The 26663-nt window shown below is 59.6% G+C and carries 30 protein-coding genes; 20 read left to right on the top strand and 10 right to left on the bottom strand.

Going from position 1 to position 26663, the window contains the following annotated elements:
* The first annotated feature begins 169 nt into the window (after positions 1-169).
* On the top strand, positions 170-880 hold the full coding sequence (locus tag HMPREF2565_RS04035; protein ID WP_071406902.1) for an ASCH domain-containing protein: 711 nt from the start codon (positions 170-172) through the stop codon (positions 878-880).
* 754 nt (positions 881-1634) lie between these two features.
* Here the strand turns inward: HMPREF2565_RS04035 and HMPREF2565_RS04030 are convergent.
* Both HMPREF2565_RS04030 and HMPREF2565_RS04025 read right to left on the bottom strand, forming a co-directional pair.
* The gene (locus HMPREF2565_RS04030; RefSeq protein ID WP_070523118.1) at positions 1635-2237 is read right to left on the bottom strand and encodes a cadmium resistance transporter; all 603 of its coding nucleotides are present in this window, start codon (positions 2235-2237) and stop codon (positions 1635-1637) included.
* Complete coding sequence (locus HMPREF2565_RS04025) at positions 2234-2593, bottom strand: Cd(II)/Pb(II)-sensing metalloregulatory transcriptional regulator CmtR (RefSeq protein WP_070523117.1); 360 nt, start codon at positions 2591-2593, stop codon at positions 2234-2236. The genes HMPREF2565_RS04030 and HMPREF2565_RS04025 overlap by 4 nt, the downstream gene beginning before the upstream one ends.
* Before the next feature lie 256 nt (positions 2594-2849).
* Between HMPREF2565_RS04025 and HMPREF2565_RS04020 the strand changes: the two genes are divergently transcribed.
* Together HMPREF2565_RS04020 and HMPREF2565_RS04015 are read left to right on the top strand one after the other, a co-directional pair.
* Positions 2850-3593 (top strand): IS6 family transposase, encoded by a 744-nt coding sequence (locus HMPREF2565_RS04020; protein ID WP_071406901.1) that lies wholly within the window; start codon positions 2850-2852, stop codon positions 3591-3593.
* Between the two features lie 60 nt (positions 3594-3653).
* Positions 3654-4232 carry a DDE-type integrase/transposase/recombinase gene (locus HMPREF2565_RS04015; protein WP_071406900.1) on the top strand — a complete coding sequence of 193 codons (579 nt, stop codon included), beginning with the start codon at positions 3654-3656 and terminating at the stop codon, positions 4230-4232.
* A 156-nt stretch (positions 4233-4388) separates the two neighbouring features.
* Here the strand turns inward: HMPREF2565_RS04015 and HMPREF2565_RS04010 are convergent, their stop codons facing one another.
* Positions 4389-5564, bottom strand: coding sequence for an acyl-CoA dehydrogenase family protein (locus HMPREF2565_RS04010; protein ID WP_071406899.1), 1176 nt, complete (start codon positions 5562-5564; stop codon positions 4389-4391).
* A gap of 121 nt (positions 5565-5685) precedes the next feature.
* On the opposite strand from HMPREF2565_RS04010, the gene HMPREF2565_RS04005 reads away from it, so the two are divergent.
* Positions 5686-6243 (top strand): TetR/AcrR family transcriptional regulator, encoded by a 558-nt coding sequence (locus HMPREF2565_RS04005; RefSeq protein WP_071406898.1) that lies wholly within the window; start codon positions 5686-5688, stop codon positions 6241-6243.
* On the opposite strand, the gene HMPREF2565_RS04000 is transcribed toward HMPREF2565_RS04005, so the two are convergent.
* Both HMPREF2565_RS04000 and HMPREF2565_RS03995 read right to left on the bottom strand, forming a co-directional pair.
* Positions 6240-7289: a hypothetical protein gene (locus tag HMPREF2565_RS04000; protein WP_071406897.1), complete on the bottom strand. Its 1050-nt coding sequence runs from the start codon at positions 7287-7289 to the stop codon at positions 6240-6242. The genes HMPREF2565_RS04005 and HMPREF2565_RS04000 overlap by 4 nt on opposite strands.
* A complete protein-coding gene (locus HMPREF2565_RS03995) occupies positions 7282-7776 on the bottom strand; it encodes an RNA polymerase sigma factor (RefSeq protein WP_046647003.1) in 495 nt (164 codons plus the stop codon). The genes HMPREF2565_RS04000 and HMPREF2565_RS03995 overlap by 8 nt, the downstream gene beginning before the upstream one ends.
* 95 nt (positions 7777-7871) lie before the next feature.
* Between HMPREF2565_RS03995 and HMPREF2565_RS03990 the strand changes: the two genes are divergently transcribed.
* Positions 7872-8912 (top strand): RNase H family protein, encoded by a 1041-nt coding sequence (locus tag HMPREF2565_RS03990; protein ID WP_071406896.1) that lies wholly within the window; start codon positions 7872-7874, stop codon positions 8910-8912.
* Between the two features lie 38 nt (positions 8913-8950).
* Positions 8951-9412 (top strand): hypothetical protein, encoded by a 462-nt coding sequence (locus tag HMPREF2565_RS03985; RefSeq protein ID WP_071406895.1) that lies wholly within the window; start codon positions 8951-8953, stop codon positions 9410-9412.
* Here the strand turns inward: HMPREF2565_RS03985 and HMPREF2565_RS03980 are convergent.
* The 3 genes from HMPREF2565_RS03980 to HMPREF2565_RS03970 all read right to left on the bottom strand — a co-directional run bounded on the left by HMPREF2565_RS03980 (position 9393) and on the right by HMPREF2565_RS03970 (position 11755).
* A complete protein-coding gene (locus HMPREF2565_RS03980; RefSeq protein WP_071406903.1) occupies positions 9393-9863 on the bottom strand; it encodes a YdcF family protein in 471 nt (156 codons plus the stop codon). The genes HMPREF2565_RS03985 and HMPREF2565_RS03980 overlap by 20 nt on opposite strands.
* Positions 9864-9949: 86 nt before the next feature.
* On the bottom strand, positions 9950-10450 hold the full coding sequence (gene purE, locus HMPREF2565_RS03975; protein ID WP_046647007.1) for a 5-(carboxyamino)imidazole ribonucleotide mutase: 501 nt from the start codon (positions 10448-10450) through the stop codon (positions 9950-9952).
* A gap of 42 nt (positions 10451-10492) precedes the next feature.
* Positions 10493-11755: a 5-(carboxyamino)imidazole ribonucleotide synthase gene (locus HMPREF2565_RS03970; protein WP_071406894.1), complete on the bottom strand. Its 1263-nt coding sequence runs from the start codon at positions 11753-11755 to the stop codon at positions 10493-10495.
* Between HMPREF2565_RS03970 and budA the strand changes: the two genes are divergently transcribed.
* The gene (budA, locus tag HMPREF2565_RS03965) at positions 11741-12460 is read left to right on the top strand and encodes an acetolactate decarboxylase (protein ID WP_070680403.1); all 720 of its coding nucleotides are present in this window, start codon (positions 11741-11743) and stop codon (positions 12458-12460) included. The genes HMPREF2565_RS03970 and budA overlap by 15 nt on opposite strands.
* Here the strand turns inward: budA and HMPREF2565_RS03960 are convergent.
* Entirely contained in the window at positions 12457-12900 is a 444-nt protein-coding gene (locus tag HMPREF2565_RS03960) for a hypothetical protein (protein WP_071406893.1), read from the bottom strand. The genes budA and HMPREF2565_RS03960 overlap by 4 nt on opposite strands.
* Before the next feature lie 443 nt (positions 12901-13343).
* On the opposite strand from HMPREF2565_RS03960, the gene HMPREF2565_RS03955 reads away from it, so the two are divergent.
* The 6 genes from HMPREF2565_RS03955 to rbsD are packed head-to-tail and all read left to right on the top strand — an operon-like array spanning position 13344 to position 19009.
* The gene (locus tag HMPREF2565_RS03955) at positions 13344-14333 is read left to right on the top strand and encodes a LacI family DNA-binding transcriptional regulator (protein ID WP_046647010.1); all 990 of its coding nucleotides are present in this window, start codon (positions 13344-13346) and stop codon (positions 14331-14333) included.
* Positions 14330-15868 carry a sugar ABC transporter ATP-binding protein gene (locus HMPREF2565_RS03950; RefSeq protein WP_071406892.1) on the top strand — a complete coding sequence of 513 codons (1539 nt, stop codon included), beginning with the start codon at positions 14330-14332 and terminating at the stop codon, positions 15866-15868. Before HMPREF2565_RS03955 ends, HMPREF2565_RS03950 begins: the two co-directional genes overlap by 4 nt.
* Positions 15869-15870: 2 nt before the next feature.
* Positions 15871-16812: an ABC transporter permease gene (locus HMPREF2565_RS03945; protein WP_046647012.1), complete on the top strand. Its 942-nt coding sequence runs from the start codon at positions 15871-15873 to the stop codon at positions 16810-16812.
* A gap of 10 nt (positions 16813-16822) precedes the next feature.
* Positions 16823-17737 (top strand): D-ribose ABC transporter substrate-binding protein, encoded by a 915-nt coding sequence (locus HMPREF2565_RS03940; protein ID WP_071406891.1) that lies wholly within the window; start codon positions 16823-16825, stop codon positions 17735-17737.
* Positions 17734-18642: a ribokinase gene (locus HMPREF2565_RS03935; RefSeq protein ID WP_049156354.1), complete on the top strand. Its 909-nt coding sequence runs from the start codon at positions 17734-17736 to the stop codon at positions 18640-18642. The genes HMPREF2565_RS03940 and HMPREF2565_RS03935 overlap by 4 nt, the downstream gene beginning before the upstream one ends.
* Positions 18635-19009 carry a D-ribose pyranase gene (gene rbsD, locus HMPREF2565_RS03930; protein ID WP_071406890.1) on the top strand — a complete coding sequence of 125 codons (375 nt, stop codon included), beginning with the start codon at positions 18635-18637 and terminating at the stop codon, positions 19007-19009. Before HMPREF2565_RS03935 ends, rbsD begins: the two co-directional genes overlap by 8 nt.
* 42 nt (positions 19010-19051) lie before the next feature.
* Here the strand turns inward: rbsD and HMPREF2565_RS03925 are convergent, their stop codons facing one another.
* Complete coding sequence (locus HMPREF2565_RS03925; protein WP_071406889.1) at positions 19052-19957, bottom strand: biotin--[acetyl-CoA-carboxylase] ligase; 906 nt, start codon at positions 19955-19957, stop codon at positions 19052-19054.
* Positions 19958-20028: 71 nt separating this feature from the next.
* On the opposite strand from HMPREF2565_RS03925, the gene HMPREF2565_RS03920 reads away from it, so the two are divergent.
* From HMPREF2565_RS03920 to HMPREF2565_RS03890, 7 genes are all read left to right on the top strand, one after another.
* Positions 20029-21018 carry an ABC transporter ATP-binding protein gene (locus tag HMPREF2565_RS03920; protein ID WP_070515993.1) on the top strand — a complete coding sequence of 330 codons (990 nt, stop codon included), beginning with the start codon at positions 20029-20031 and terminating at the stop codon, positions 21016-21018.
* Positions 21019-21137: 119 nt separating this feature from the next.
* A complete protein-coding gene (locus tag HMPREF2565_RS03915; RefSeq protein ID WP_071406888.1) occupies positions 21138-22427 on the top strand; it encodes an ABC transporter substrate-binding protein in 1290 nt (429 codons plus the stop codon).
* Between the two features lie 165 nt (positions 22428-22592).
* On the top strand, positions 22593-23570 hold the full coding sequence (locus tag HMPREF2565_RS03910; protein WP_046647017.1) for a carbohydrate ABC transporter permease: 978 nt from the start codon (positions 22593-22595) through the stop codon (positions 23568-23570).
* Complete coding sequence (locus HMPREF2565_RS03905; protein ID WP_049156365.1) at positions 23567-24388, top strand: carbohydrate ABC transporter permease; 822 nt, start codon at positions 23567-23569, stop codon at positions 24386-24388. The genes HMPREF2565_RS03910 and HMPREF2565_RS03905 overlap by 4 nt, the downstream gene beginning before the upstream one ends.
* Positions 24388-24573, top strand: coding sequence for a hypothetical protein (locus HMPREF2565_RS03900; protein WP_046647019.1), 186 nt, complete (start codon positions 24388-24390; stop codon positions 24571-24573). The genes HMPREF2565_RS03905 and HMPREF2565_RS03900 overlap by 1 nt, the downstream gene beginning before the upstream one ends.
* Complete coding sequence (gene treS, locus HMPREF2565_RS03895) at positions 24570-26072, top strand: maltose alpha-D-glucosyltransferase (protein WP_046647020.1); 1503 nt, start codon at positions 24570-24572, stop codon at positions 26070-26072. Before HMPREF2565_RS03900 ends, treS begins: the two co-directional genes overlap by 4 nt.
* Positions 26073-26233: 161 nt before the next feature.
* Entirely contained in the window at positions 26234-26497 is a 264-nt protein-coding gene (locus tag HMPREF2565_RS03890; protein WP_046647021.1) for a hypothetical protein, read from the top strand.
* The last annotated feature ends 166 nt before the right edge of the window (positions 26498-26663 follow it).

Raw genomic sequence — 26663 nt, 5'->3', positions numbered from 1 at the left:
ATAAGGCCCTTAGCTAACATTGAACTTAAAACTCGACGCTCTATCCACTCAACGTCCTCGTATGGTCCTGTCTTGCTTTGTAAGCGATTGGTACATCTCAGAAACCCCGGTGTTCACGATCTCTGTCTTCACATAGATAAAGCGCGTTGGCAATTATTACCCTTAAAGAGTGATTACCAACGAACTTCGAAATTTACTGGCCAAAGCAACCACCCATGCACAGCGTTTTCAGGACGGAGAAGACCACACTGTAGCCGCAGCGCTCCTTACCAAATCAGGAAAACACGTACTCGGTTTGAACGCGCACCACTTCCTCGGTGGTCCTTGCGGGGAAGTCTCGGCTTTAGCTAACCATGCTGCTAGTTATCCAGAGGACCCAATCCAAGCAGTAGTCGCCGTATACGGACCTACTGGTCAAGTTATTCCTCCCTGCGGTAAATGCCGCCAGGTGCTTTTTGATGTTGATCCGTCCATCCGGTGCATCGTGCGCGGAAGCAATGGACTTGAAGCACCTACCGTAGAAGAACTCTTACCATTCGCATTCAACTGGCGAGATATAGAACAAGAGCAGCGCATCTACATGTGGGAAGGCTACGAGGAATCAATTCGTAGCGGAGAAAAGCAACAAACCATCCGAGTAGATGATCCTTTCCATGAAGGAAGTGCCCAAATTGTCTTCGAGAAAGAATCCGGAGAGGTCGTCACCATTCCTGCACAGGTCACGTCCGTTGTCTCGACCCAGCGAAGTGAATTATCGGAAAAGCAAGCTAGAAATGACGGTTTTGGCTCTCTCACCGAGCTTCAGGAAGCGCTAGATACTCACTATCCCGGATTAGCTGCCGATGACGAAGTCGACCTCGTAGAGTTCAAACTCCAGTAATTCAAACAATCTAAAAGCGCACTTACCCTTTTTGTAGAAGCAGTAAAACTACACCAGAGTTTGTGACTTAGGGGAGTGCTTCACATCTGCAAAACCGACGACTAATTTCTTGTTTTTTCTGTGTGTCAGCTCACTAACCAAAAGCCTAGGACACGCACCTGTGCGCCTTGTTTATTGGAGCGCACGGGGATACTGGAGACTACGAGTACGCACTAGACGCCGCCAACAGTGCAGCCGGACACCTGCAAGCAATACAAGCGGAGCTGCCTTCCACTTCCCCACTGGCCCGTGACACTGGAAGGCTTGCAAGGCTCGTGCGCGCCGCACAGCGGAACCTGTCTCAACAGCGTCCCGCAGATAATTCAGTCGAACTTCTTAACTTAGCCGCCAGCCTCAAAGAAAGGCTGGAAGGGGCGGATTCTAGGGGTCATTTTTCTTTGGCTAAACGCGGTTTTAGGCCGAATTTCGGCTCTCGACCACGAGCTCTAGGCCACGGGCTTCGTCCTCGTTTGAGAACCAGCCGGTGGCCTTGGTCGGGCTACGCCGCAAGCGGTGGCGCGTTGGGGAAAGCGTCGGTGCTAGTCTCATTGCGTCCGCGGGTGAAATTGGGTAGCCGAAAGTTTAATTGCTGGGATTCTGTAAACTCTGTGTGATTAGATTCACACGCCCCGACAGCGCTTCAAAAAGACCTTCCGGGCGTTATAGGAGCCACCGATAACGCCCGGTCGGGGCCGTTTGGAACACTGCTGCTCCGTCAGAGCCCGAAGGCTCCGCCACTGACGAGGATAACGATACCGAGGCCGATGAGAACGATGGGAAAGAGGATGCCCTCCCAGCGTTCGAGCACTTCCGCGATCGGGGGGCGGGTTGCGACGAACTTTGCCAGGGCCACCAGGACCGCAACGAGCGCGAGGAAAATAACGCAGTAGGCGACTACTGCGAGAGGTTCCACGCTGAGGAATACAGGGGTGTAGACGCCGATGTTGTCGCCACCGTTGGCAAAGGTGACGCCTGCGACTGTCCCCACGCCAACCTTCTTGCCGGCAATCTTGGCCTCGTCGTCATCGTCCTCATCGTCTCCGCGCCAGGCCTCCCATGCGGCCCAGAGGCCGAGGCCCAGCGGGATTAGACCGAAGTACGGGATGGCTGTCGAGGGCAGGAATGCTCCGGCGCCCATGGTCACTAGAACCGCGGCACCGAGGATGCCCGCGAATCCGAGGTACTGGCCGGCCAGAATGCGGGCGGTAGTGCCGCGCTGGCCTGCCCCTCGCGCGAAGAAGAGGGAGAGCACGATGATGTCGTCGATGTTGGTAGCCGCGAACAGGCCTATCGCCTGCAAGACCGAGGTGAGGATCATGCGTCCTCCCCAGCTGCGTAGCACCCGGGAAGCGAGCAGGCGGGATCGATGCACGGGGCGTCTTCGTCTACTGCCAAGGTGGCATCGACCAATGTGGTCAGCGCCTGCGCCAGGTGCGGATCGGCGATCTCGTATCGTGTCCGACGCCCCTCGGGCTCGGAGACGACAATCCCACAATCGCGCAAGCATGTCAGGTGGTTGGACACGTTCGGGCGTGTCAGGTCCAGATCTCGGGATAGTTCCGCCGGGTAGGCGGGATGGTCGAGCAGGGTCAAGATGATCCGGGATCGAGTGGGGTCGGCCAGTGCACGACCCAGGCGGTTCATCACGTCGAGACGCGAAGCAATAGTCAGCATGCGCTGAACTATACAGCGATCGCTGAACTAGTCAAGTTCCGGGTAGCGGTGCAGCTGTGTGCGCTGCTGAAGAGACAGTGAAAGTAGCAGAGATGGCGCAGATTCCGGCAAAGTTGCGAAAACAGCTGAACCACGCTCGTTTCTGATGATCGGCCCATGTGCGATTTGTGCCGCGCCGAAGGCAACCGAATTGGCTCGAAGTGGTGCTGTTGCAAAGTTGGGGCAGTAGAAAGACCGACGTGAAATAATCAGAGCCATGGGCATCTTCTCCGGTCGGCATTTCCCCCGTGACATCATCCTGTGGGCGGTGCGGTGGTACTGCCGCTACGGCGTGAGCTACCGCGACCTCGAAGAAATGATGACCGAGCGGGGTGTGCCAGTCGATCACACCACGATCTACCGCTGGGTGCAGAAATACGCCCCTGAGCTGGATAAGCACACTCGCTGGTACCGGCAGGTACCCGACTGGCAGGCCCGGTCCTGGCGGGTGGATGAGACCTATATCCGGGTCGGCGGCACGTGGTGCTATCTCTACCGGGCTATTACCGCCGGTGGGCAGACCTTAGACTTCTACCTCTCACCAAAACGGAATGTGGCTGCGGCCAAGCGTTTCCTGGCCAAGACGCTACGATCGAATACGACAGCCGGGTCCCCGCGGGTCATCAACACCGACAAGGCACCAGCTCTGGCCAAGGCAATATCCGAGCTGAAGGCGGAGGGAATCTGCCCCCAGACGGTGGAGCACCGGCAGGTGAAATACCTGAACAACGTTCTCGAGGGAGATCATGGCCGACTTAAAAGAATCCTGGGACCGAAGGGGGCGTTCAAAAACCGAATTTCCGCCTACCGGACGTTGAAAGGGATGGAAGCGATGCATTCATTACGGAAAGGTCAGGGCACGATGTTTGCTTATGGGCACCCCAATCCGGACGCGGTGATCGTCAACCGGGTCTTCGAGACGGCCCGAGAACGCCAGCACGCAGCGGCCATCAGGAAATGAGAAACTGGGTCGTCTCGGCTCTCCGCCCAACTTTGCAACAGCACCTATCATATATAGTACATGCCAGCTAAAGGCTTTCATCTTTACACAGCGTTGGATTTGTACTCGCGCAAGGTTGTGGGATGGACTGTCCAACACCGACAGGAAAAGACCATCGCTACACGCCTGATTGAACAAGTCATTGCTGACCAGGAGCTCAACAGTCACAGCGTTGAAGTCGTACACACCGACAACGGCAAAGTCATGACCTCACACATGATGAAGGACATGCTGGATGAACACGGCGTGCAGCTGTCATTAATTCGGCCGAATGTTTCGAATGACAACCCATTTGAAGAGTCATCACATCGCACAATCAAGCATCACCGCTATGCGTTAGAAACCTATGATGATATCCAGCATGCGCAGAAAGTCATCGGCAGGATTATCGACGAATACAATAACCGTGACCGCCACAGCGGGCTGAATGGATACACACCTAGTGAAGTGTATTCAGGCACGTGGCGTGACATCCTTGAACATCGCCGAGCAAAGGAAACCGTCTACTACGCGACGCACCCGCACCGCAGACCCAGACCCCGGAAATCCGTCTACAAGCCACCACCTAAAACGGTAGAAATCAACAACGGCAAACCCTAGCGCCCGAGACATCGAGCGCGTAAAGTAACAACCACGTCAAACAGGGGGATGTTCACAACTCAAAGGCAGGCGCCGATCGAGGGCAAAGGGACCAAAGTAAGAGGACCAAACTAGAAGGACCACCAAGCGAGCCTTTCCACATCCCCGGCCGGCTGGTTACTTATAGGCCGAGAAGCCCGTAATCTTCTTGCCCATGATGAGGGACTGCACAGTGTCGGTGCCCTCGTAGGTGTGCATGGCCTCAATGTCCGCGAAGTGGCGAGCGATATCGTTTTCCAGCAGGATGCCGACTCCACCGAGCATGTCGCGGGCGTCAGCGGCGATGCGCCGCGCGGCACGCGTGTTGTGGAGTTTGGCCGCCGAGGCTTGCTCCGGGGCCAAGGTGCCAGCTTCCTCGCGCTGGGAGACCTCGCGGCAGGTCAGCATCATCTGGCTCAAGTCGAGCACCATATTGGCCAAACGCTGTTGAATAATCTGCGCCTTGGCCAGCTCACGACCAAATTGGACGCGCTCCAGCACATAAGAACGAGCAATCTCGTAGCAGGCCACCGCGGAGCCAAGTGCCATCCAGGACACACCAATGCGTGTCGCGGTGAGTACGCGGGAGACGTCCTTGAAGCTGCGGCAGCCCGGAAGCTGGTTGGCGGCGGGAATGCGGCAATCGGTCAACGTGATGTGCGCCTGGTGGATAGCCCGCAGGGAGAGCTTGCCCTCAATCACGGTGGCGGAGTAGCCGGCACTGTCCTGCGGAACGATGAAGCCGCCGACGTTGCCGTCTTCCATGCGGGCGTAAATGATGGTGATGCCGCCGGAAGCGCCGTTGCCAATCCACTTCTTTTCGCCGTTGAGGACCCACTCGTCGCCATCGCGAACCGCGGTAGTTTCCAAAGCGATGGAGTCCGATCCGTGCGCGGGCTCGGTCAGGCCGAATGCGCCGAGCAGCGAGCAGTTAGCCATCTGCGGCAAGTACGAAGCCTTCTGTTCCTCCGAGCCCAACATGGCAATAGAACGCATGGCCAACCCCGCCTGGACCGCAATAACGGTGCCCATCGAGGCATCCGCACGCGTGATTTCCATGAGCGCCAAACCAGCACCGAGCGTGGACATCTGCTCGTGGCCTTCCACAGCCAGCCCGTCCGTCATCACGTCCAAAGAACCCAAACGCTCCACCAGGTCCAGCGGATACTCGGAAGCTTGCCAGTGCTTGTTGATCACCGGGTCGGAGTACTCACGGAACTGAGCAGCACGTTTCCAGCCAGCAGCATCGGCCTCAGAGAGGTCGTCAAAGACGCCGAGGAAATCAGTGGTGCGCTCGAAGAGGTTGTGGGACATGGTTGCTTCTCCAGGTAATACGAATGGCGATTAGCCACAATTGTGACGTGAATCTCGGCACCTGTCAAGCAGTTGCCCTGTACACTAACCACCATTAGCTAGAACAGGAGGACGCCCCACCGTGGCCAACCAGAAACGTCGCGACCAAATCGCCGCCGCCGCGCTCGACCTCTTCGACCAGCGCGGCTACCACGCCACGGGCATGGAGGACATCGCCAAGGCCGTCGGCATGCGCGCCTCCAGCCTGTACAACCACTTCTCCTCTAAGCAGGAACTCCTCGCCGAAGTCACCATCACCGCCATGGAGGATCTCCTCCGCGCCAACGCCGCCTGCCTCGCCGGGCTCGGCGATCCCCGCGACAAGCTCGTCGCCACCATGAAAGCCCACGTCATCTACCACGCCACCCACGCCCGGCGCGTCCGCGTGGTCAACAACGAGCTCACCAACCTCGAAGAGCCCCACAAGTCCGTCGTCCTGCAGCTGCGCCGTGACTATGTCGCGCGCTGGATGGCCGTGGTCAACGAGGGTGACTTCCATGCGGAGAACCTCAAAATCGCCTGCTGGGCGCTCATCGATATGGGCATCGGTGTGGCCCAATGGTTTAGCCCCGACGGTGATTACACCGCCGAGGCTTTAGGAGAGATGTACGGCCAGTTCGCCCTGCGCCAACTTACCTAGGGCGCGCAGCCAATCTGCTGCTCTTCCTCGCGCCCATCCGGGTACTGCACGCGCACGCGAGAGTAGACCTCGGCGTGGTAGCCGCAGGCCACGCGCTTGTCGACGACCACCTTCACTCGGTCCTCGCTAAACTCGCCCTCCGCGCAGTTGGGGTCGCAGTTATTCTCGATGGCCACGCCGTCTGCCTCCGCGGCATCCGCGCCCCAGTGCTGCCATTCAAGCTGGTTGACCAAGTAGTTATTATCCGCACAGGCCAGCGAGATGCGGTCCGGGCCCTCCAGGCCCGTGACGGAGACACAGTCCAAAATGGCCGTGGCATCGATGGTGGTTTCCACGTCTGGGCCTACGAGTCCAACCACGCGCACCAACTGGCCGGTGGCGGGCAGGACGGAGAAGGAGACGCGGTCGGAATCGCGAATCACGGTGACCAGCTGGTCCTCGCCTTCGCCCTCAACGGTGCCGACCTCATTGCCGTCCGCGTCCGCCAGCATGTCATAGGCGATCTTCTGCTGCTCGCTACTCAGTCCCGGCTGGAGCAGCAGCTCCAACGCGCCTAGCGCGCGATTCGGGGCGGAATCCGCCAGCTTTTCCAGCCCAGCACGATCCGTCGCAACGACGAGGTCCTCCGGGTTGATGGAAGGCTGCGGATCGAAGCCCGGCACCTCGCCCTGCGAGGACACCTCCACGGCACCGCCAGCATCCACCGCATATTCGGTGATTGCCGTGGCATCACCAAGCGTATCGACGCGCTTCATGTATTCCTTCGCGGTCACGCCTTTATCCACGGCATCGGGCTGAGTGGCTGCAGCTTCGCCGGCCTGGGTCAGGATCTCCGCAGCCGAGGCCACGGGCTCCGAGTGATTGAGCAGCGGGAAGGCACCGCCGATGAGCGCAAGCACCGCGACGGACGCCGCCGCAATGGTCCACGTGGGGCGGCCCTTCGTGATCTTTGCGAGGGTGTCTTCGGAGCGGGTGAGGGAGGCGTCGTCAAGCGCGGTGTCGGGAACGGGGTTGGCGGCGCGGAGTTTGTCGAGAGAGTTAGACATCGGTTTCTCCTGTGAGTTCGGAAAGGTGGGTACGCGCGCGGTGCAGTCGAACGCGCACGTTATTGCGGGAAATGCCGAGGACCTCGGCGATATCAGGGTGGTCGAGGCCCTCCCAGGCGTGGAGAGTGAGAATTTCGCGCTCGGCGTGCGAGAGCTGCATCAGCGCGCGCGTGATATCGAGGTTGGCATCGACAGCGTCATAGCCGGCATAAGATTCCAGCTCATGGTCGTCGAGGTTCTCCGTCTCCCGGCGGGTGCGGTAGAACTCGCGCATCACGTTGCGGGCGATGCCATACAGCCACGGCAGCGGCGTGCCACGCAACGAGTCGAAGCCGGCCCACGCCCGCTCGAAAACGTCGGCCGCCAGCTCTTCCGCGTGACTCGGTGGGACGCGACGGCGCAAATAGGCCAGCACCGCCGGGTAATGCTCGCGAAACAGGCGGGAGAATTCCCGCTTGCGCGAACCAGGCAAGGTAAGGACAGACACTAAATAACTCCATATAGTTCGTGGGCTCACTGAGTATGTTGCATCAGACAGCCGAGCGTTACAGAAAAGTACTGAAATGGTTTACTAGTAGGGCTATGGAACCACTCGAGCTCTCCGCCCTGACGGGCACGCAGTCGCGCACCTACGGCACGCGCAAGATCACTAAGCACATGATCTCAGCACCCGTGCACGTGGCTATTGCGCTGTGGGATGAGCGCTGGGATTCCGCCGAGAACGGCACGATTGACGGCTGGGTCATCGCCGTCAACACCAAGAAAACGCGCTTCGTGCGCAAGGGCCAGATCATGAAAGGCGATATCGTTGAGGTAGCCGTCCGCGAGCTGGAGAAGGCCACGAAAAATATCCGAGGGCGCAAATGGATCGTCACTGGGCGCCGACAAGCGGCACTGCGCGCCGCCCTGGAGGAACGCGGCTATACCGTGACAGGGAGTTTTGCGGAGGAGAATAGGGCGTCGAAAAGCGCTAGCTCCGTACGCCGCAAGCAGGCCGGAATCACCGCGCGCCGCGCGAAGAAAGAAGGCGAGGCCCCGCGTAAAAAGCAGGTGGTAAAGGTAGAGACGCCAAAGGCGCACTGGTGGCCGAACTTCTCGACGGCCTCCTCCTGGCCGGAGGACGCTACCGTGCGCATCGCCACGGATGCCTCCTCGGACACGGTGTTTAAGGGCTCGATGTGCTTCGTGGCCAGCAATGGCGACTACCGGTTGCGCACGCGCAAGACGACGGCCAGCACCGATGAGCTTGAACTCGAATCCTTGACGCTCGCACTGAAGTACCTGCTCAAGGTTGGCGCAACCAAGGCGATCATCGAGTCGGACTCCGTCGCCGCCTTGGAGGCGGTGGAGCAGATTCGGACGAAGGGCTCAAAGGCGATGCGCTCCCGCGGCGTGTGGCGGGGGCTCTCCTCAGGCTCGCGCTCGCGCTTCCAGCAGGCATGGCACGACGTGGAGGGAGTCTGCGAGGTGACCATTCGCCGCGTGATGGGGCATGCGGGTGACCCGCTGAACCGCGCGGCGGACCAGATTGCGTACATGGGCCTGCGCGCGATTGCGCATCCGATGAAGCAGTCGCGAGCGACGCTGAAAGAGGGCATCACGAAGGCACTGGCCAAGCTCTAATTCGGGGTTCGGTGCACTGGTGGCCTAGGGTAAATCGCATGAGCAATCCCTTTGACTCCAATCCTTTCGAGGAACCGGCCAAGCCTTTCAGCGGCCGTGGAGCGAACCCCTTCGCGGAGCCCGCGCGTGAGGCGTATGCGGCGCCTTCTGCGACTCCGCCTGTGACGCCTTTCGCGGATCCTTTTGCTGAGCCTTTTGCCGAGTCTGAGCGCGCATACGCCCCGGCCCCGCTGCAGGACTATTCCCTCGAGCAGCACTCAACGGGCGGCAAGGTTCACCGCTTTTCCGTCTTCAAGGGCCTGCTCAGCCTGTTCTCATTCTTGGTAGGTTTCACCGCGATTACCGATGGCGACATAGCCTTCGGCCTCGGCTTCGCTTTGCCCGGCGCGTGGTACTTCATCAAAACGCTGCAGCAGAAAGCCAACCCGACCGCGCCACAGAAGCGCCACTGGTTTGTCATTTGGCTCATTGCCCTCGTGCTCATTTTCTTCGGCGCCTAGCGACCACCCGCCGCCACACGATACGCAGCAGCGAATGCGGAGTCGCCACTACCTCGCGCACGTAATTCCACGGGCGGTCTTTCCGCGGGGTGCCAATGCCGTGCATGCGGACCCGAATCCCCAGGTGCCAGGCCCACATGCGGGTGCGCAGCACGTGGAAGTCATTGGTCACAACGCGGAAGTAGCTATAGTCCGGGCACAGCGCATGTGCGCGCTCAAGATTCTCGTTGGTGCTCGTAGCGAGTGGTTCGAGGCGAATCCGCTCCGGATTAACGCCCCGCTCGATGAGGTAGCGCGCCATCGGCTCCGCTTCCCCGTAACCGGATACGATGATCGGCTCCTCCGGCAGCACGCGCGCCATCACCACCGCGCGGTCCAAGCGGCTGCGCAGCAGCGAGCCCGGCTCGCCGCCCTCCACGCGCGCGCCCAACACCAGAAGCGGAAACTGCATGCCCGCTAGCTTAGCGTGCATACTGGTCAGCATGAGTATGTGCGTAGTCGGCTCTTAAGATCAATCTCCCCGGTCGACTTCCCGCTTTATTCGCCGAGGAGCTGGGAACGCAGGTTCTCGTCCTTCTTCTCTACCTCGGCGGCCATGTTCTCCTGGTAGGCCGCCATCTTCTCCACGAGGGCTGGGTCGCCCGCGGAGAGGATGCGCACGGCGAGCAAGCCGGCGTTCTTGGCACCACCGATGGATACGGTGGCCACCGGAACGCCACCCGGCATCTGCACGATGGAAAGCAGCGAATCGAGACCATCGAGATCCTTCAGCGCGCGCGGGATGCCGATGACCGGCAGCGGCGTGGCCGCGGCAACCATGCCCGGCAGGTGGGCCGCACCACCGGCACAAGCGATGATGGCTTTAAGCCCGCGCTCGTGGGCAGACTTGGCATAAGCCAGCATCTTTTCTGGGGTGCGGTGCGCGCTGACGACGCCCACCTCGAAGGGCACGCCGAACTCGGCGAGCACCTCGGCGGCGGGCTTGACGGTGGGCCAGTCGGAATCGGATCCCATGATCAGGCCGACGAGAGGTTCCATGAAAAATCTCCTTCTTTACTAAGGCTTAAGCTCGCTGCGGGCTTAAGCCCACTGCGCGTGGACGAGGAAGTGGGCAGCATCGTGAGCGATGCGGCGGGTTTCCTCCACATCCTCACCGACGACGTTGACGTGGCCGATCTTGCGGCCCGGCTGGTGGTCCTTGCCATAGAGGTGGACCTTCGCCTCTGGGTAGCGCTCCATGACTTCACGGACGCGCTGCGGCATGGGCATCTGCGGATCTTCTTCGGCACCCAGCACATTGGTCATGACGGTGACCGGCGCTAGGGCTGCGGTGGAGCCGAGCGGCAGGTCCAGCACGGCGCGCAAGTGCTGCTCGAACTGGGAGGTCACGCAACCATCCTGGGTCCAGTGGCCGGTGTTGTGTGGGCGCATCGCCAGCTCGTTGACGGCGATGTCTTCTGCCACGCATACTCCCGGCGCACCGGAGGCGGACGCAATGATGGAGCCGGCGTCTTGCTTCGTCGCAAAGGCGAAGAGCTCCACTGCAAGCACGCCAGTCACGCCGAGCTCGGTAGCTACCTTGATGCCTACCTGCATGGCACGCTCTGCCAACTCCGGGGACAGGTTCGGGGCGGGTGCGAACGCTTCTGCACAGATACCATCTCGTTGCACGGACTCGGTGACCGGCCAAGCCTTCACTTCGCCGGAGGGGCGGCGGGCGACGAGCACGGACAGCTCGCGGGTAAGGGCCACTTTTTCCTCAGCCATCAGCGGGGTGCCTGCCGCGAGAAGTTCTTCTACCAGCGGCTCCAGCTCCTCCGCAGAGGGGAACCACACGCCATGGCCGTCGTAGCCGCCGCGGCGGGCTTTGAGGCACACGTGATCGTCGACAAGCGCGGCAAAATCCCGCGCATCCTCCACCGAGTCGATAGCAGCAAAGCGTGGCACCGGGGCGCCCAGCTCGGCCAGCTTCTGGCGCATGAGCAGCTTGTCCTGCGCGTTGAGGAGGGCGGAAGGCTGGGGCTGGACGTTGAGACCGTCGGCGATGAGCGCCTGGACGTGCTCCGTGGGGACGTGCTCGTGCTCAAAAGTAATCGCGTCCGCGCCTTCCGCAGCGGCGGTGAGCACGTTGAGATTGTGGTAGTCACCGAGAACGACGTCCGGGATCACCTGGGCGGCGGACTTGTCTGGCGCGGAGGCCAGCACGCGCAGGTGGATGTCGAGCTCCGCGGCGGCCGGCTGCATCATGCGTGCAAGCTGGCCGTCTCCATAAACAGTAACGAGGGGTTTGTGTTGTTCACTCACTCTTTCAATACTAGCCTTGGGGCCATGATCGTCCGGCATACCATCTTTCAGAACTCCCTCATGACCGCGCTGTTGGATGGCATTTACGACGGCGAAATGACCATCGGCGAGCTCTTGGGCAAGGGCAATTTCGGCATCGGCACCTTCGATGCGCTGGACGGAGAGATGATTATCCTCGACGGCGTGTGCTACCAGCTGCGCGGTGATGGAACCGCGACGGTGGCTGACTTGGACCAGGGAACCCCCTTCGCGGTAGCCACGAACTTTGTCCCCCGTATTAAGGTGGCCGCGCCCAAGGGATTAAAGCGCGAGGAGCTATCGGCCTTCATCGATGAGGTGGAGCCTTCCGCCAACTACATGTACGCGGTGCGTATCTCTGGGCGTTTCAGCAATGTGGTCACCCGCACGGTGGTCAAGCAGAGCAAGCCTTATCCGCCGATGGCGCAGGCAGTGGGCGGCGATAAGGAGCTGCGCTTTAACGACGTTGAAGGCGTCATCGGCGGTTTCCGCACCCCGGTCTTTGAGAAGGGTATTTCAGTCCCCGGATGCCACGTACACTTTATCGACGCCGAGCGCACCTCCGGCGGACACGTGCTGGACTACACGGTCGATGAGGCCACCATTGAGCTCTGCCCCGGAACGGACCTCGACCTGCACCTGCCACTGACCCACGAGTTCCGCTCCGCCAACCTGGCCCCCGATGACCTAGACCAGCAGCTACACACGACGGAGATTAAGGACTAACCCCAGACCGGTTGCTCGTTGAGGATGTCCTCGACGTACTTGGCTTTAGGGATGGACGGAAAATACATCGGCTTCTCATAGCCGTGGAGTGCCAGCGAAATCCCGCCGCGGCGGCGACGCGCACCACGAATATCGGTGAGCGGGATCGAATCAACGCGCTTGCCCTCGCGGGCGATGACACGCAGGTTGGTCACAATGAAGCGCTTGCGGCGGGCTTTCACCAAGGGAAAGATGAAGCGCCAGGCAGCAAGCAGGGCCCATATAGCTACTAAACCATTGCGAATCGACAGGTCAATGCCGTTATAGTCACACCAGCCGATGGCAATCCAGCACACACCCGTGACGACGACGAGCTCTAAAAAAGGAAAGAGCAGCGTCCGAAACGGGGCGGTCATGTCCGCGCGCACAACCTCGCCGCGGCCCATCTGCATGAGGTTCATGGGGCACATGGTACCTACCTTCCCACTCGTTCCACGGTCCTCCCCCGCTACCCGAGCGTGAGGGGTGACCGCCTCCTAGCCTCGGCAATCCGGCGGCCCGGCGCGGCATCGCACAGGCATCAGTCGAAAGGCGTCCTTGCCCCTGAAAACACCATCTGTCGGCCTGCAAAAGGCGTCTTTGGGAGTAAAGACGCCTTTTGACTAATGCCTTCTGACAGACGCCTTGCGAAAAGCGCCATGCGGGATATGCGGCAATCTAGCGCGTTCCGCCGGAGTTACCTCTCCTCCCAGAAAGGGCCAGTGCACGGAAATTTCTAGACCTCACGACTAGCGCACGACGACTAGCGCACGACACAAAACCCTTGACAGCGGGAAAGGCCGGCAGTAGGTTGAGAAACACCTATGCAATCGATTGCACTAGAGGCCACAGGAAGGAGGATTTCATGACTGGAGCCACATTAAAAGATATTGCCGCTGCGGCCGGGGTTTCAGTTTCCACCGCCTCGCGTTCCCTTGCCGGAAATCCTGCTATCTCCGAGAAAACACGGGCAAAGGTAATGAGCATTGCGCAACAGCTCAATTATTTGCCCAACGCTCAGGCACGAGCCTTGAGAAACTCTCGGTCCGACGCCATAGGGCTTATCATCCCCAACTTGGACAATGCCTATTTTGCTGCCATGGCCGCTGCAGTGGAAGAAGAAGCGAATAAGCGCAAACTCTCGACCATAATTACCAGTTGCGGAGAAGACCCAGAGCGCCTAACCAAGGCCCTCGACACCCTCTCCCAACGCCAGGTAGACGGAATCATCAGTGTCCCGCTCGAAGGTGCAGAAGATGCACTGCAGCGCGCGGCGGAATCTCGCCCACTGATACTCATCGATCGTTCTCTTAAAAACCTCCCAGCCGTGGTCTCAAACCCAATTACCGGGATACATGCGGCCGTGGCCCAGCTCAAGAGCAAGGGACACACGTCAATTGGGTATCTCTCTGGCCCCCAAGAAACGTCCACCGGACGCGAGCGCCTCAACGCATTCAAGGACGCAACAACCGGAATGGATATCCACATCCATCACGGCAGCTTCCGCCACCGATCTGGATACAAGGGCGCCATCGCGCTTCTTCAAGAAGGCGTCACAGCCATAGTCGCAGGCGATTCCATGATGACCGCAGGCGCGCTAGAAGCTTGCCATAACGCTGGCAAAAGAATTGGTGAAGAAATCGCACTAGTTGGCTTCGATGACTTCATCTTTTTACGTTTCCAACCAGCGCCAATCTCTGTCATAGACCAGAACGTTACGCGCATGGGAGAAGAAGCTACCGCTCGCTTGGTTGACGCAATTGATAACAAGCGGCAGCCCGAATCGACGGTCATCGATACCCGCTATATCCCACGAATGTCCACCGCCTACCGATTCCCTGGAGAACTCACATGAGTGAAACCGTCCTAAAACTTGAAGGCGTAACCAAGTCCTTCGGCCCCGTTGATGTCATTAAAGGGGTCGACCTCAACGTTCGGCGAGGCCAAGTTCAAGCCCTTTTGGGCGAAAACGGCGCCGGTAAGTCCACGCTCATCAAAATGATTGCGGGCGTACACGAACCGGACTCTGGCCGCATACTAGTAGATGGCAAAGAAGTTAGAATCCCCGATACTAAGGCCTCCGAGGCCCTCGGTATCGCCACTATTCACCAAGAACTCAACTTGGTGCCGACTATGTCGGTAGCTGAAAACATTGTGCTCGGTCGCACTCCGCAACGCTACGGACTTGTCAACCGCAAGCATCTCAAGGCTCAAGCACAAGCAGCCCTACACCTCATCGGACTTGATGTTGACTTGGATACTCCGGTGGGTGAGTTGGGCGTCGCCAAGCAGCAGCTGGTTGAGATCGCCAAAGCCCTTTCCATGAATGCGCGCATCCTTATCTTGGATGAACCCACAGCCGCGTTGACCGGCAAAGAAGTCGATGCGCTCTTTACAGTTCTCGAAGGTCTCAAAGCAAAAGGCGTGGCGATGGTGTTTATCAGCCACCACCTGGATGAACTGGCACGGATCGCGGAGACCATTTGTGTACTGCGCGATGGTGCCTTCATCGCCGAGGTCCCTTCCGATACAGATGAGGATGAACTGGTCCGGCTGATGGTCGGTCGCAGTATCGAAAACCAGTACCCGCGCGACACCCCGCCCGAGCCCGGCGATGTCTTGCTTGAAGTTGCAGGCCTGACTACGCAAGGTTCGTTTCAGGACATCTCCTTCGAGGTCCACTCCGGCGAAGTTGTCGGTCTCGCCGGACTTGTCGGCGCTGGCCGCACGGAGATCATTCGTGCCATCGCTGGCGCAGACACCTACGATTCAGGATCCATTCGTGTGAATGGCCAAGAACTTCGAGGCGGCGACATCGGCGCCGCAATTCGCGCCGGAGTGGGACATATCCCCGAGGACCGGAAAGCACAGGCGCTAGTCCTGGATGCTTCGGTAGCAGACAATCTCGGTTTCGCGACGCTCTACCCCACCGCTAGAGCTGGGATTGCGGACCGTTCTGGCCAACATCGGCGTGCGGGAGAAGTGGCAGAAAAACTTCGTATACGTATGTCCGGGCTTGACCAGGCTATCCGCAATCTCTCCGGCGGAAACCAGCAAAAGGCAGTCTTCGGCCGGTGGGTCCTCGCCAACTCAAAAGTTCTCTTACTCGATGAGCCAACCCGCGGCGTCGACGTAGGCGCCAAGGTCGAAATCTACAACATCATTAACGAGGTTACGGCTGCCGGCGGCGCGGTCCTCATGGCTTCCTCTGATCTACCAGAGGTACTTGGAATGTCTGACCGGATCCTCGTCATGTCGGGGGGCCAACTTGCCGGGCAACTGCCAAAAGACTCCACTCAAGACGAGGTCATGACCCTCGCCGTAGCCAACGTAACTTCAGCAACCTCCGCTGCCGCTACTAACTCCGCTAGCCACGACCCCAAGGATTAATTATGACCAAGAATCGTGTAACCAACTGGGCTCTGAACAATGGCGCTCTCGTCGGCCTCATCGCGCTGTGCATAGCGCTTTTCATCGCCACCCCGTATTTTTTAACCGTAACGAATCTACTTAATGTAGGCATCCAGGCAGCCACCGTGGCCATCCTGGCTTTCGGCATGACCTTCGTTATTGTTACCGCGGGAATCGACCTTTCTGTCGGTTCTGTAGCCGCACTTGGCGCTATGGTGTCGGCCTATATGTTCTCCACTGCTGGGCTTCCGGGCTGGCTGACTCTCCTCATTGGTCTCGGTGTGGGTGCCTTGGCGGGCGCTATCTGTGGAATGGCCACTGCGTGGGGAAAGATTCCCTCCTTCATTGCAACACTGGCAATGATGTCTATTGCGCGTGGCCTAACCCTCGTCATCTCGCAAGGCTCTCCCATTGAGACCGCGCCTTCGGTCAACTTCTTTGGCAGCGACGTCGCCGGCCTCCCCGTGCCCATCATCATGATGGTGATCGCTGGGCTCCTCTGTTGGTTCATCCTCGAGCGCACTGTGCTCGGTCGTTCCATGTACGCGATCGGAGGAAATCTCGAAGCAGCTCGCCTCTCCGGTCTCCCAGTCAAGCGCATCCAGATCGCAGTTTTCGCGCTTTCTGGGTTCTTCGCAGCGTGGGCAGGCATGGTTATGGCGGGCCGACTCGAATCTGCGCAACCGCAAGCAGGCACCGGTTATGAGCTGGATGCCATCGCCGCAGTCGTCATCGGTGGTGCCTCGCTGTCTGGTGGACAAGGCAAAGCAACGGGGACTCTGGTTGGCGCTATTTTGCTGGCTGTCATCCGAAACGGCCTCAACCTCCTCAATGTTTCCTCCTTCTGGCAGCAAATCGTCATCGGTTTAGTCATCGCGTTGGCCGTGGGCTTCGACGTCTTCCGCAATAAGACGGCCAACTAAGGAGCGCCTCATGAAAAAGATCATTTCTGCAGTTCTCGTTGCCGTTGTCGCATTGGGTTTGGTCTCATGCAACCGCTCTGAGGAAGACCGTCAGCGCATAACTCTTGCGCTATCAACCCAGACAAACCCCTTCTTCGTTGAGCTACGCCATGGCGCACAGGACAAGGCCAAAGAACTCGGAGTCCCCCTCGATATCCAAGACGCCTCGGATGATCCTGCTCAGCAAGTCAATCAACTCGGCAACGCTACGTCGATGGGCGCGAAAGTAGTGGTTGTTAACCCCACAGACTCCGATGCTGTAGCTCCGGCAGTACGCGGAATCAAGAACAATGGTGTCCCTGTGGTCGGTGTAGACCGCGACGTTAACGGCGTAGATTTGGATTCCATGGTTGCCTCCGACAATGTCGCCGGCGGTGCCCAAGCAGCAGATCAGCTGGCCAAATCCATCGGCGAAGAAGGTGACATCCTCATCCTGCAGGGCACCGCAGGTACGTCGGCCTCGCGCGAACGTGGCAAGGGTTTCGAGTCACAGATTGCCAAGTACCCGGGCATCAAGGTGGTTGCTAAACAGTCAGCAAATTTTGATCGTACAGAGGGACTCAATGTAGCCACCAACCTTTTGCAAGCCAACCCGAACATCAAGGCCATCTTTGCGGAGAACGATGAAATGGCCCTTGGCGCCGTCGAAGCCCTGGGATCGCGCGCTGGTTCCGAGGTCAAGATCGTGGCCTTTGACGGTACTTTCGACGGACTTAAGGCTGTCAAGGACGGCAAGCTGGAAGCTACTATCGCTCAGCAACCAGCCGAGCTCGGTGCCCGCGCCATCGAGCAAGCCGCACAACTCCTGCATGGTGAAAAGGCACAGAAATCTGTCCCCGTAGAAGTCATCACCGTTACCCGCGACAACGTAGAGGAATTCCAATGAGCAAGTTAACTGTCGTCGGTTCTATCAATGCCGATCTCATCGTCCACGCCGAGCGCCACCCTCAGCCCGGAGAGACCCTGCTGGGTTCTGGCGGTGAAATCCTAGCCGGGGGCAAGGGCGCAAACCAGGCAGTGGCCGCGGCCCAACTTGGTGCGCATGTCGCTTTCGTTGGCGCCGTAGGGTCTGATCCCTATGCGGAACCCGCTATGCATTACATGCGGACCTCGGGTATCGATCTCAGTGCAGTAGAGCAGGTAGACACCAATACTGGCCTCGCTGTCATCACTGTTTCCGCCGACGGCGAGAACACCATCGTCATTTCCCCCGGCGCTAATGCTCAAGTCGACTCAGATTTTGTCGCCGCTCGCGCCTCCACCATCGCCGATGCCGACATTGTTCTCCTACAAGGTGAAATCCCTGCTTCCGGTTTTCAAGCCGCAGTAGAACACAGCAATGGACGCGTCGTGGTTAACCTCGCCCCTGTTGTCCAAGTCGACCGTGAAAGCCTGCTGCAAGCCAATCCGCTTCTTGCCAATGAGCACGAGGCTGGTCTCATTTTGGAGCAGCTCGGTCTTCCCTCCGATGGCACCCCTCACGAGCTTGCTCACCGACTTATTGAGGCTGGCTTCCGCTCCGTAGTCTTAACCCTTGGCGCGCGTGGAGCGTACGTAGCCACCCCAGAAGGCGGCACGGATATACCTACCCCACGCGTGACCACCATAGATACCACCGGTGCTGGCGACGCCTTCGCTGGCGCGTTGTGCTCCCGACTCTTGCAGGGCGACTCACTCATCGATGCGGCCTCATTCGCTGCCCGCGTCGGAGCTTTCGCTACAACCGGCAATGGAGCACAGCCTTCTTACCCAACTACTTCTTCACGCTTACCGGAGGTGGACAATGCGTAAATCTGGAATCCTCAACCCTGCACTCGCCAGCGCCGTTGCGCGCCTTGGGCACACCGATACTTTTGTTATCGCGGATTGCGGGCTTCCCATACCGCAGGATGTGACAGTTATTGATTTGACGTTAACCTTTGGCATCCCTTCCTTCGGCGATACGCTTTCCGCGTTACTCACCGAAGTGGTAGTAGAGGCAGCCACGATTGCGGATTCCACTCCGCCAGAGGTTCGGACGCTGCTTCCCAGCATCCCACTTACGGAAGTCGCGCACGAGGAGCTCAAACGTCAAGTCGCCGACGCCTCTTTCGTGGTGCGCACTGGGTCAACAACGCCGTTTTCCAATGTGATCTTTCGCTCCGGCGTGCCCTTTTAAAGCACCTTTCGATCCTTCCAAAAAGCACGCACTCCCAACTCGCTACTGACCAGCTGGGCGCAGGTGGATGACATCACCCGCGGAGTAGTACTCACCGCCGACGTTGATGCGGCCGTCGTCCGCCACGCCCTCAACAGTGCCGGTCACATCGCCCGTCGGGGCTTCGAGGCGGACTTCCTGACCAATCGAAGAACAAACCTTGCGGTAATCAGCCATGAGCTGCGGATCCTGCTTCTCCCATTGGGTGATGCGGTGGCGCAGGTTCTTCAGCACGGTGATGGCCAGCTCGGTGCGGTCGGTATCAAGCCCCTCGAGCGCGAGAGAGGTTGCGGCCTCGATGGGCAGTTCCTCGCGGGTCAGGGTGACGTTGATGCCCATGCCCACGACTACGCGGGCTGAAGGCGGGTTCGCAGACTGGGTTTTGGGGGCGATTTCAGCTTTGTTTACTTCAGCTTTGTTGATTTCGGCCTTGTTCACCTCAGCCTTATTCAGCTCCGCTTTGTTCACCTCGGCCTTATTGATTTCGGTCTTGGAAACCTCAGTCTTCGGGGCCGACTTAAAAGCCTCCCCCACTGGGCCGGCCTCCGCGAGGATGCCGCAGAGCTTCTTGCCGTCGATCTGCACGTCATTCGGCCACTTGAGTACCGCTCCCTCTACAGAATCAGTCACGGCCAAACCTGCGGCTAGAGGCAGGGTGCCCAGGTGGTCGAGCGAATCCGGAAGGATAAGCACGGAGAAAATGAGCTGGGATCCAGCCGGGCTTACCCACTGACGGCCCAAGCGGCCCTTACCGGCAACCTGCTCATTGGCGAGCAGCACGGTACCATCAGCAACCTTCTCCGCCTCCATGAGATCGGTATTGGTCGAGCCAGTGGACTCGGTGTAATCGATGACGGAAAAATCACCATCGAGAGCTTCGCGGATGCGGTCAAGATTTAGAGCTGTCATACTGCCAACCCTACCCGCCGTTAGTACTCGACCACGCGCACTGTGTCCGCAGCGGGTGCTAGTGTATGTGCATGGCAAAGGTCACTTTTGAGAACGTCGGCATCACCTATCCCCGCGCCGAGAACCCCACGGTCAAAGACCTCAATCTCGAGATCGCGGATGGCGAGTTTCTAGTCCTCGTCGGCCCGTCCGGCTGCGGTAAGTCCACTACCCTGCGCGCCCTCGCAGGACTTGAACCGGTCTCCAGCGGCCGCATCCTCATCGATGGCAAAGACGTCACGGGGCTCGAGCCCGGCGAGCGCGATATCGCCATGGTCTTCCAGAACTACGCCCTCTACCCGCACCTCACCGTGGCCCAGAACATGGGCTTCGCCCTCAAGCTGGCCAAGATGCCCAAGGCTGAAATCAAAGCCAAGGTAGAGGAAGCCGCGAAGACTCTAGGGTTAACGGAGTACCTGGAGCGTAAGCCGAAGGATCTATCCGGTGGCCAGCGCCAGCGCGTCGCCATGGGCCGCGCCATCGTGCGCGAGCCCAAGGCATTCCTCATGGATGAGCCGCTATCTAACCTGGATGCCAAGCTGCGCGTGCAAACCCGTGCGGAGCTGGCCAGCCTCCAGCAGCGCCTCGGCACCACCACCGTCTACGTCACCCACGACCAGGTGGAGGCCATGACCATGGGAGACCGCGTCGCCGTGCTCAAGGACGGTGTCCTGCAGCAGGTTGCACCGCCGCGCGAGCTGTACGACTCCCCCGCTAACGAATTCGTCGCCGGCTTCATCGGCTCCCCCGCGATGAACATCTTTGACTACAACGGTGGCCGCGTTGGCGTTCGCCCAGAGAAGATGTTCATCAACAAGGGACCGGTGGGCTTCCAAGGCACCGTGGAATTCGTAGAAGAGCTAGGCTCCGAGTCCTTCGTCTACGTCATGGTGGGTGAGCAGCGCTTCGTTGCCCGCGCGAGCGATAACGTTCCACAGCGCGGGGACAACGTCGTCCTCACCTTCAACCCCCGGGAGGCGCACCGCTTCGATCCTGAAACCGGACAGCGCATCGAGGTTTAAGAAGAATCAGGGGTAGTTTTACCCCCATTTTGAGTGAATTAAACGTCAAAACCACGTGCACTGTGGGGGTGATCCCCTATTTTGAAGTCACCAGAAGTTTTCCGAAAGGTGAATACTCCATGAAGAAGCCGTTTCTCCCTAGCTCGCTGCGCTCTGTCCGCCGCGGCGTAGTCGTTACCACCGCTGCCCTTGCTCTGACCTTGGCGGGTTGCTCGTCGAGCGACGAGGGATCGTCGTCAAGCACTGGCTCCGATGCCGCCTCGACGGATGGTGACGGCCGCGGCCCCATCACCTTTGCCATGGGCAAGAACGATACCGACAAGATCACGCCCATCATCGAGGCATGGAACGCCGAGCACCCAGATGAGAAGGTCGAGCTCAAGGAGCTCGCCGGCGAGGCCGACGCACAGCGCGAGACCCTCGTGCAGTCCCTGCAGGCGGGCAACTCTGACTACGATGTCATGGCGCTGGACGTGGTCTGGACCGCGGACTTCGCCGCTAACCAGTGGCTGGCACCGTTGACCGGTGACCTCGAGGTGGATACCTCCGGACTGCTGGAGCCCACCGTGGAATCCGCCACCTACAACGACACCCTCTACGCGCTGCCGCAGAACACCAACGGCCAGCTGCTCTTCCGCAACACCGAGTTGGCGGACAAGGCTCCGGAGAAGTTCGACGACATCGCTTCTGCTTGTGAGGCCATCAAGGATGATGCTTCCTGCCTGACCACCCAGCTCAAGCAGTACGAGGGTCTCACCGTGAACACCGCCGGCTTCATCGATGGCTGGGGCGGCTCCATCCTGGATGACGAGGGCAACGTCGCCGTTGACTCGGACGAGGCGAAGGAAGGCCTGCAGGCGCTTGTCGACGCCTACGAGGACGGCACCATCTCCAAGGACTCCACCGCCACAACGGAGGAGGAGACCAACCTTGCTTTCACTGAGGGCAAGACCGCTTTTGCCATCAACTGGCCGTACATGTACACCAACGCCGAAGAGGCTGGCGTGAAGTTTGAGGTCCAGCCGCTGGTGGGCAAGGACGGCGTCGGGGTGTCTACCCTCGGTGGCTACAACAACGGCATCAATATCAACTCCGAGCACAAGGCTACGGCCCTGGACTTCATGAAGTTCATCATCAACGAGGAGAACCAGAAGTCCTTCGCCGAGGCTTCCTTCCCGCCGGTGCTGGCTTCCATCTACGACGATGACTCCCTCGTCGAAGAGTTCCCGTACCTGCCGGCTCTGAAGGAATCCCTGGAGAACGCCGCACCGCGTCCGGTCTCCCCGTTCTACACCGCCATCTCCAAGGCGGTTCAGGATAACGCCTACGCGGCGCTCACCGCAGGCAAGTCCGTCGATGACGCCACGAAGGATATGAAGGCAGCCATCGAAGCCGCTTCGCAGGGTTAATTTCCCAGCGTGCATGGGGGCGCGAGTAAGTCCACGTGACTTGCCCGCGCCTCCTTCTGCGATCCGGGCTCTTTTCGCCCAGAGGAAGTCCGGGCTACCCGCTATGATTTCCCCAACCCCCGTTAAACCCCTTCTCCCCCTATGAGTTAGAAAGGCAGGCACCGCATGGCTGGAGCACCGCCTACCGTGCAGCCCCGCAGACAGTACCTGCGTGTGGCCGCACTCATCGCACCGGCACTGATAGCGCTGGCTGTGGTCATCGGCTACCCCATTGTGCGCGCTGTGATGTTGTCCTTCCAGGGCAACAAACGGCTTAACCCCACCACGGGAGTGTTCGAGGAAGGCTCCTTCGCCGGTCTTGAAAACTACCTGTACTGGATTACCAATCGCTGCATGTCTGCCACTGGCCAGGCCACCGCGTGCCCTGATGGTGTCATTGCCACCGATTTCTGGCCGGCTGTGAAGATCACTCTCTTTTTCACCGTGGTCACGGTTGCCCTGGAGACCATCCTGGGCATGTTCATGGCGCTGGTGATGAACGGCGAGTACCGCGGTCGCGGCCTCGTGCGCGCGGCGGTGCTTGTCCCCTGGGCCATTCCCACCGCAGTCACTGCGAAGCTGTGGCAGTTCATGTTCGCCCCGGATGGCATCGTCAACGCGCTCGTCGGCACGCGCATCGCGTGGACCACAGACCCGTTTTATGCCCGTCTCGCGGTGATTATCGCCGATGTGTGGAAGACCGCCCCCTTCATGGCGTTGCTCGTTTTGGCTGGTTTGCAGATGATTCCGCGCGATGTCTACGACGCCGCCCGCGTCGACGGCGCATCGCGCATCCAAACCTTCTTCACCATCACCCTGCCGCTGGTACGCCCGGCGCTCATGGTGGCGATCCTCTTCCGCACGCTGGATGCACTACGCATGTACGACCTGCCGGTCATCATGATCTCTGCTTCCTCTAACTCCCCGACGGCAACCATTTCCCAGCTCGTCGTGGAGGACATGCGCCAGGGGCATTTCAACTCGGCCTCCGCGTTGTCCACGCTCATCTTCCTGCTTATCTTCACCGTCGCGTTCATCTTGGTGCGCTTCCTCGGCGCTGATGTCTCCGGTACTGCCCGCCAGAAGAAGGAGAAGAAGTCATGAAAAAGATCGGCCATTACCTAGGCATCCTCTTCATCATGTTCTGGGGGCTAGCGCCCTTCTATTGGATGGTCGTCACCGCCCTGCGGCACAAGTCCCATACCTTCGACACCACCCCGTGGCCCACGCACGTGACCCTCGATAATTTCCGGGATGCATTAGCCACGGACAAGGGCAATGACTTTCTCAACGCCCTGGGGAACTCTTTGCTCATCTCCCTGGCCACGACCGCGGTGGCGGTCCTCATCGGCGTGTTTACCGCCTATGCCTTGGCGCGCTATGACTTCCCGGGCAAGGGCGTTGTCACCGGCATCATTCTGGCCGCCTCAATGTTCCCGGCCATCGCGCTGGTAACCCCGCTGTTCCAGCTCTTCGGCAACCTCGAATGGATTGGCACCTACCGCGCGATGATCATCCCGAATATCTCCTTCGCGCTGCCCCTGACGGTCTACACGCTGCTGAGCTTCTTCCGCCAGCTGCCCTGGGAATTGGAGGAGGCCGCTCGCGTGGACGGTGCCTCCCGCGGTCAGGCCTTCCGCCTCGTACTTTTGCCCTTGGCTGCACCGGCACTGTTTACCACGGCCATCATCGCCTTCATCACGACGTGGAACGAGTTCATGCTGGCTAAGCAGCTCTCCACCACCGCTACCGAGCCGGTGACCGTGGCCATCGCGCGCTTCTCCGGCCCCTCAGCCTTCGAGTACCCCTACGCCGCCACCATGGCTGCGGGCGCGCTGGTGACGGTTCCGCTGATCATCATGGTGCTCATCTTCCAGCACCGCATCGTCGCCGGCCTCACCGCCGGAGGTGTTAAGGCCTAATGCGCCGCGCACTGCTGTGGGACACCGCGCTGGGATTCGTTGGCTTCTTCGCCTTCCTGGCGCTGGTGCAGGCAGTTCTGAATCTTTTTCACCCCTCCCCCGCCATCTGGCCGGGGCTCCTCGCGGGCGCACTATGCCTGACGGAGTATCTGCTGTGGCGGGCTAAACGGAAGGATCTCCGATGAGCTGGCACGACAACGCCATTTTCTACCAGGCCCTCGTGGGCTCGTACAAGGACACCACCGGCGAAGGCGTGGGCACGCTGCGCGGGGTTATTGAGAAGCTCGACTACCTCAAGTGGCTCGGCGTCGACTGCCTGTGGCTTTCCCCGTTCTATGCTTCCCCGCTGCGCGATGACGGCTATGACATCGCCGATTACTACTCCATCCACCCTGACTACGGCACGATGGAGGACTTTGACGAGCTCGTCGCCGAGCTCCACGCGCGCGGCATGCGCCTCATGACGGATCTCGCGTTCAACCACACCTCCACCGATCACCCGTGGTTCCAGGCCTCCCGCACCGATCCGGAAGGGCCCTATGGGGACTATTACGTGTGGGGCGACGATCCGCTGCGCTACCCGGAGATCCGCATCATCTTCACTGACACGGAAACCTCGAATTGGGCATGGGACCCGGAGCGCAAGCAGTTTTACTTCCACCGCTTCTACTCCCACCAGCCGGACCTGAACTACGACAACCCGAAGGTCCACGAGGAAGTATTCAAAATCCTCTCCTTCTGGCTGGACAAAGGCGTGGACGGCTTCCGCCTCGATGCCATTGCATACCTCTACGAACGCGATGGACTGGGCGGCGAGTCCCTGCCGGAGACGGTCGAATTTGTGGAGAAGATCCGCGCCTTCATCGACGAGAATTACCCCGAGGCCATCATGATCGCGGAAGCCAACCAGCCACCGGCGGAAACCATGGAGTTCTACGGCACGGGCAACCGCTTCCACATGGTCTTCAACTTCCCGGTGATGCCGCGGCTTTACCAGGCGCTGGCGCTGGGGGATGCCACACCGGTCTACGACATCATGGCGGAGCTTCCAGAGCTTCCCCAGGGCTGCCAGTGGGGCACCTTCCTGCGCAACCACGACGAGCTGACCCTGGAGATGGTCGACGAGGACCAGCGCGCGATCATGTACGAGCACTACCTGCCCGACGATCAGATGCGCGCCCACGTGGGCATCGCGCGGCGCCTTGCCCCGCTGCTGGGCAATGATTACCGCAAGATTGAGCTTTTTTATTCACTACTCATGACCCTGCCGGGCGCCCCCTTCCTGTACTACGGCGATGAGATTGGGATGAACGATGCCCCCGAGTTGCCTGACCGCGATGCCGTGCGGACACCCATGCAGTGGGAGCCCGGCGAGGGCGCAGGGTTCAGCACCTCCGCCCAGACGCGCCGGCCCATCGTCGGCGGCGTAGGGGTTTCGGTAGAGGAGCAGCTTGCCGACGATGACTCGCTCCTCCACCGCCTCCGCAGCCTGATCCAGCAGCGTAAAGCGCATCCGGAACTCGGCACCGCTCCTTTCGAAGCCGTGGAAACCGGCCAAACGGGAGTTCTGGGATTCCAGCGCGGTGAGTTGTTGTGCCTGCACAACTTCACGGATCAGACCGTCGACTTAGGCCCTGTGGAGCTGGGCCCCTATGGCTACGCTTGGCTGCCTGTAGAGGCCTAAAGGACACTTCGTAACTCACCTCACATTTCCCGCCAGGTTAACTAAAAGTTAACTCGCCGTGAACGAAAGCTAGCTTTTGGAGGATTTTACCTATATAGTTGGTTCAACCCCATGATGCGGACAGCCGCATCATTACGACAAGAAATAGAGAGGTGAGCCAAATGAATACCCTGACCGGATTCCTTTCCGCCATCACTAACGAATTCAAGAGTGCCACCGGAATCAACCTTGACACGGTGCACCCGGCACCGCTGGTATCACACATCGCTGAAGATCTGCTCAAGCACGGTCTCATCCCAGCCACCCACACGGACATCGAAGAGTCCTACGCCACGCTTACGGGAACCTTCCCCAAGGAAGAGGATCTCGTAGATGCCGAACTCTTCCTCTACAGCCTCGGCTGGCTGGCAGACACCCCCGAATAAAACCACATAACCTAAGCCTCGCCCCCTTTTACGGGGCGAGGCTTTTCCATTGAGTCACCCTTCGACGCCCCTCACTACACACCCACTACACTGACCCACATCCACCCGACGCGCCGTATGCGAGGATTCCCTCACCTTTTACACCGCCATTCACCTGCACAAACGT

The sequence above is a fragment of the Corynebacterium sp. HMSC072A04 genome (assembly GCF_001809235.1).
Lineage (GTDB): Bacteria > Actinomycetota > Actinomycetes > Mycobacteriales > Mycobacteriaceae > Corynebacterium > Corynebacterium hiratae.
Note: the sequence above shows the minus strand (reverse complement) of the source record. Positions and strands in the feature narration are given on the sequence as shown.

Excerpts from the sequence above, each read along its gene's own strand:
- HMPREF2565_RS04030 (WP_070523118.1), bottom strand. The coding sequence starts at position 2,237 with ATGATCCTCACCTCGGTCTTGCAGGCGATAGGCCTGTTCGCGGCTACC.
- HMPREF2565_RS04025 (WP_070523117.1), bottom strand. The coding sequence starts at position 2,593 with ATGCTGACTATTGCTTCGCGTCTCGACGTGATGAACCGCCTGGGTCGT.
- HMPREF2565_RS04020 (WP_071406901.1), top strand. The coding sequence starts at position 2,850 with ATGGGCATCTTCTCCGGTCGGCATTTCCCCCGTGACATCATCCTGTGG.
- HMPREF2565_RS04015 (WP_071406900.1), top strand. The coding sequence starts at position 3,654 with ATGCCAGCTAAAGGCTTTCATCTTTACACAGCGTTGGATTTGTACTCG.
- HMPREF2565_RS04010 (WP_071406899.1), bottom strand. The coding sequence starts at position 5,564 with ATGTCCCACAACCTCTTCGAGCGCACCACTGATTTCCTCGGCGTCTTT.
- HMPREF2565_RS04000 (WP_071406897.1), bottom strand. The coding sequence starts at position 7,289 with ATGTCTAACTCTCTCGACAAACTCCGCGCCGCCAACCCCGTTCCCGAC.
- HMPREF2565_RS03990 (WP_071406896.1), top strand. The coding sequence starts at position 7,872 with ATGGAACCACTCGAGCTCTCCGCCCTGACGGGCACGCAGTCGCGCACC.
- HMPREF2565_RS03985 (WP_071406895.1), top strand. The coding sequence starts at position 8,951 with ATGAGCAATCCCTTTGACTCCAATCCTTTCGAGGAACCGGCCAAGCCT.
- HMPREF2565_RS03980 (WP_071406903.1), bottom strand. The coding sequence starts at position 9,863 with ATGCAGTTTCCGCTTCTGGTGTTGGGCGCGCGCGTGGAGGGCGGCGAG.
- purE (WP_046647007.1), bottom strand. The coding sequence starts at position 10,450 with ATGGAACCTCTCGTCGGCCTGATCATGGGATCCGATTCCGACTGGCCC.
- budA (WP_070680403.1), top strand. The coding sequence starts at position 11,741 with ATGATCGTCCGGCATACCATCTTTCAGAACTCCCTCATGACCGCGCTG.
- HMPREF2565_RS03970 (WP_071406894.1), bottom strand. The coding sequence starts at position 11,755 with ATGCCGGACGATCATGGCCCCAAGGCTAGTATTGAAAGAGTGAGTGAA.
- HMPREF2565_RS03960 (WP_071406893.1), bottom strand. The coding sequence starts at position 12,900 with ATGAACCTCATGCAGATGGGCCGCGGCGAGGTTGTGCGCGCGGACATG.
- HMPREF2565_RS03955 (WP_046647010.1), top strand. The coding sequence starts at position 13,344 with ATGACTGGAGCCACATTAAAAGATATTGCCGCTGCGGCCGGGGTTTCA.
- HMPREF2565_RS03950 (WP_071406892.1), top strand. The coding sequence starts at position 14,330 with ATGAGTGAAACCGTCCTAAAACTTGAAGGCGTAACCAAGTCCTTCGGC.
- HMPREF2565_RS03945 (WP_046647012.1), top strand. The coding sequence starts at position 15,871 with ATGACCAAGAATCGTGTAACCAACTGGGCTCTGAACAATGGCGCTCTC.
- HMPREF2565_RS03940 (WP_071406891.1), top strand. The coding sequence starts at position 16,823 with ATGAAAAAGATCATTTCTGCAGTTCTCGTTGCCGTTGTCGCATTGGGT.
- HMPREF2565_RS03935 (WP_049156354.1), top strand. The coding sequence starts at position 17,734 with ATGAGCAAGTTAACTGTCGTCGGTTCTATCAATGCCGATCTCATCGTC.
- rbsD (WP_071406890.1), top strand. The coding sequence starts at position 18,635 with ATGCGTAAATCTGGAATCCTCAACCCTGCACTCGCCAGCGCCGTTGCG.
- HMPREF2565_RS03925 (WP_071406889.1), bottom strand. The coding sequence starts at position 19,957 with ATGACAGCTCTAAATCTTGACCGCATCCGCGAAGCTCTCGATGGTGAT.
- HMPREF2565_RS03920 (WP_070515993.1), top strand. The coding sequence starts at position 20,029 with ATGGCAAAGGTCACTTTTGAGAACGTCGGCATCACCTATCCCCGCGCC.
- HMPREF2565_RS03915 (WP_071406888.1), top strand. The coding sequence starts at position 21,138 with ATGAAGAAGCCGTTTCTCCCTAGCTCGCTGCGCTCTGTCCGCCGCGGC.
- HMPREF2565_RS03910 (WP_046647017.1), top strand. The coding sequence starts at position 22,593 with ATGGCTGGAGCACCGCCTACCGTGCAGCCCCGCAGACAGTACCTGCGT.
- HMPREF2565_RS03905 (WP_049156365.1), top strand. The coding sequence starts at position 23,567 with ATGAAAAAGATCGGCCATTACCTAGGCATCCTCTTCATCATGTTCTGG.
- HMPREF2565_RS03900 (WP_046647019.1), top strand. The coding sequence starts at position 24,388 with ATGCGCCGCGCACTGCTGTGGGACACCGCGCTGGGATTCGTTGGCTTC.
- treS (WP_046647020.1), top strand. The coding sequence starts at position 24,570 with ATGAGCTGGCACGACAACGCCATTTTCTACCAGGCCCTCGTGGGCTCG.
- HMPREF2565_RS03890 (WP_046647021.1), top strand. The coding sequence starts at position 26,234 with ATGAATACCCTGACCGGATTCCTTTCCGCCATCACTAACGAATTCAAG.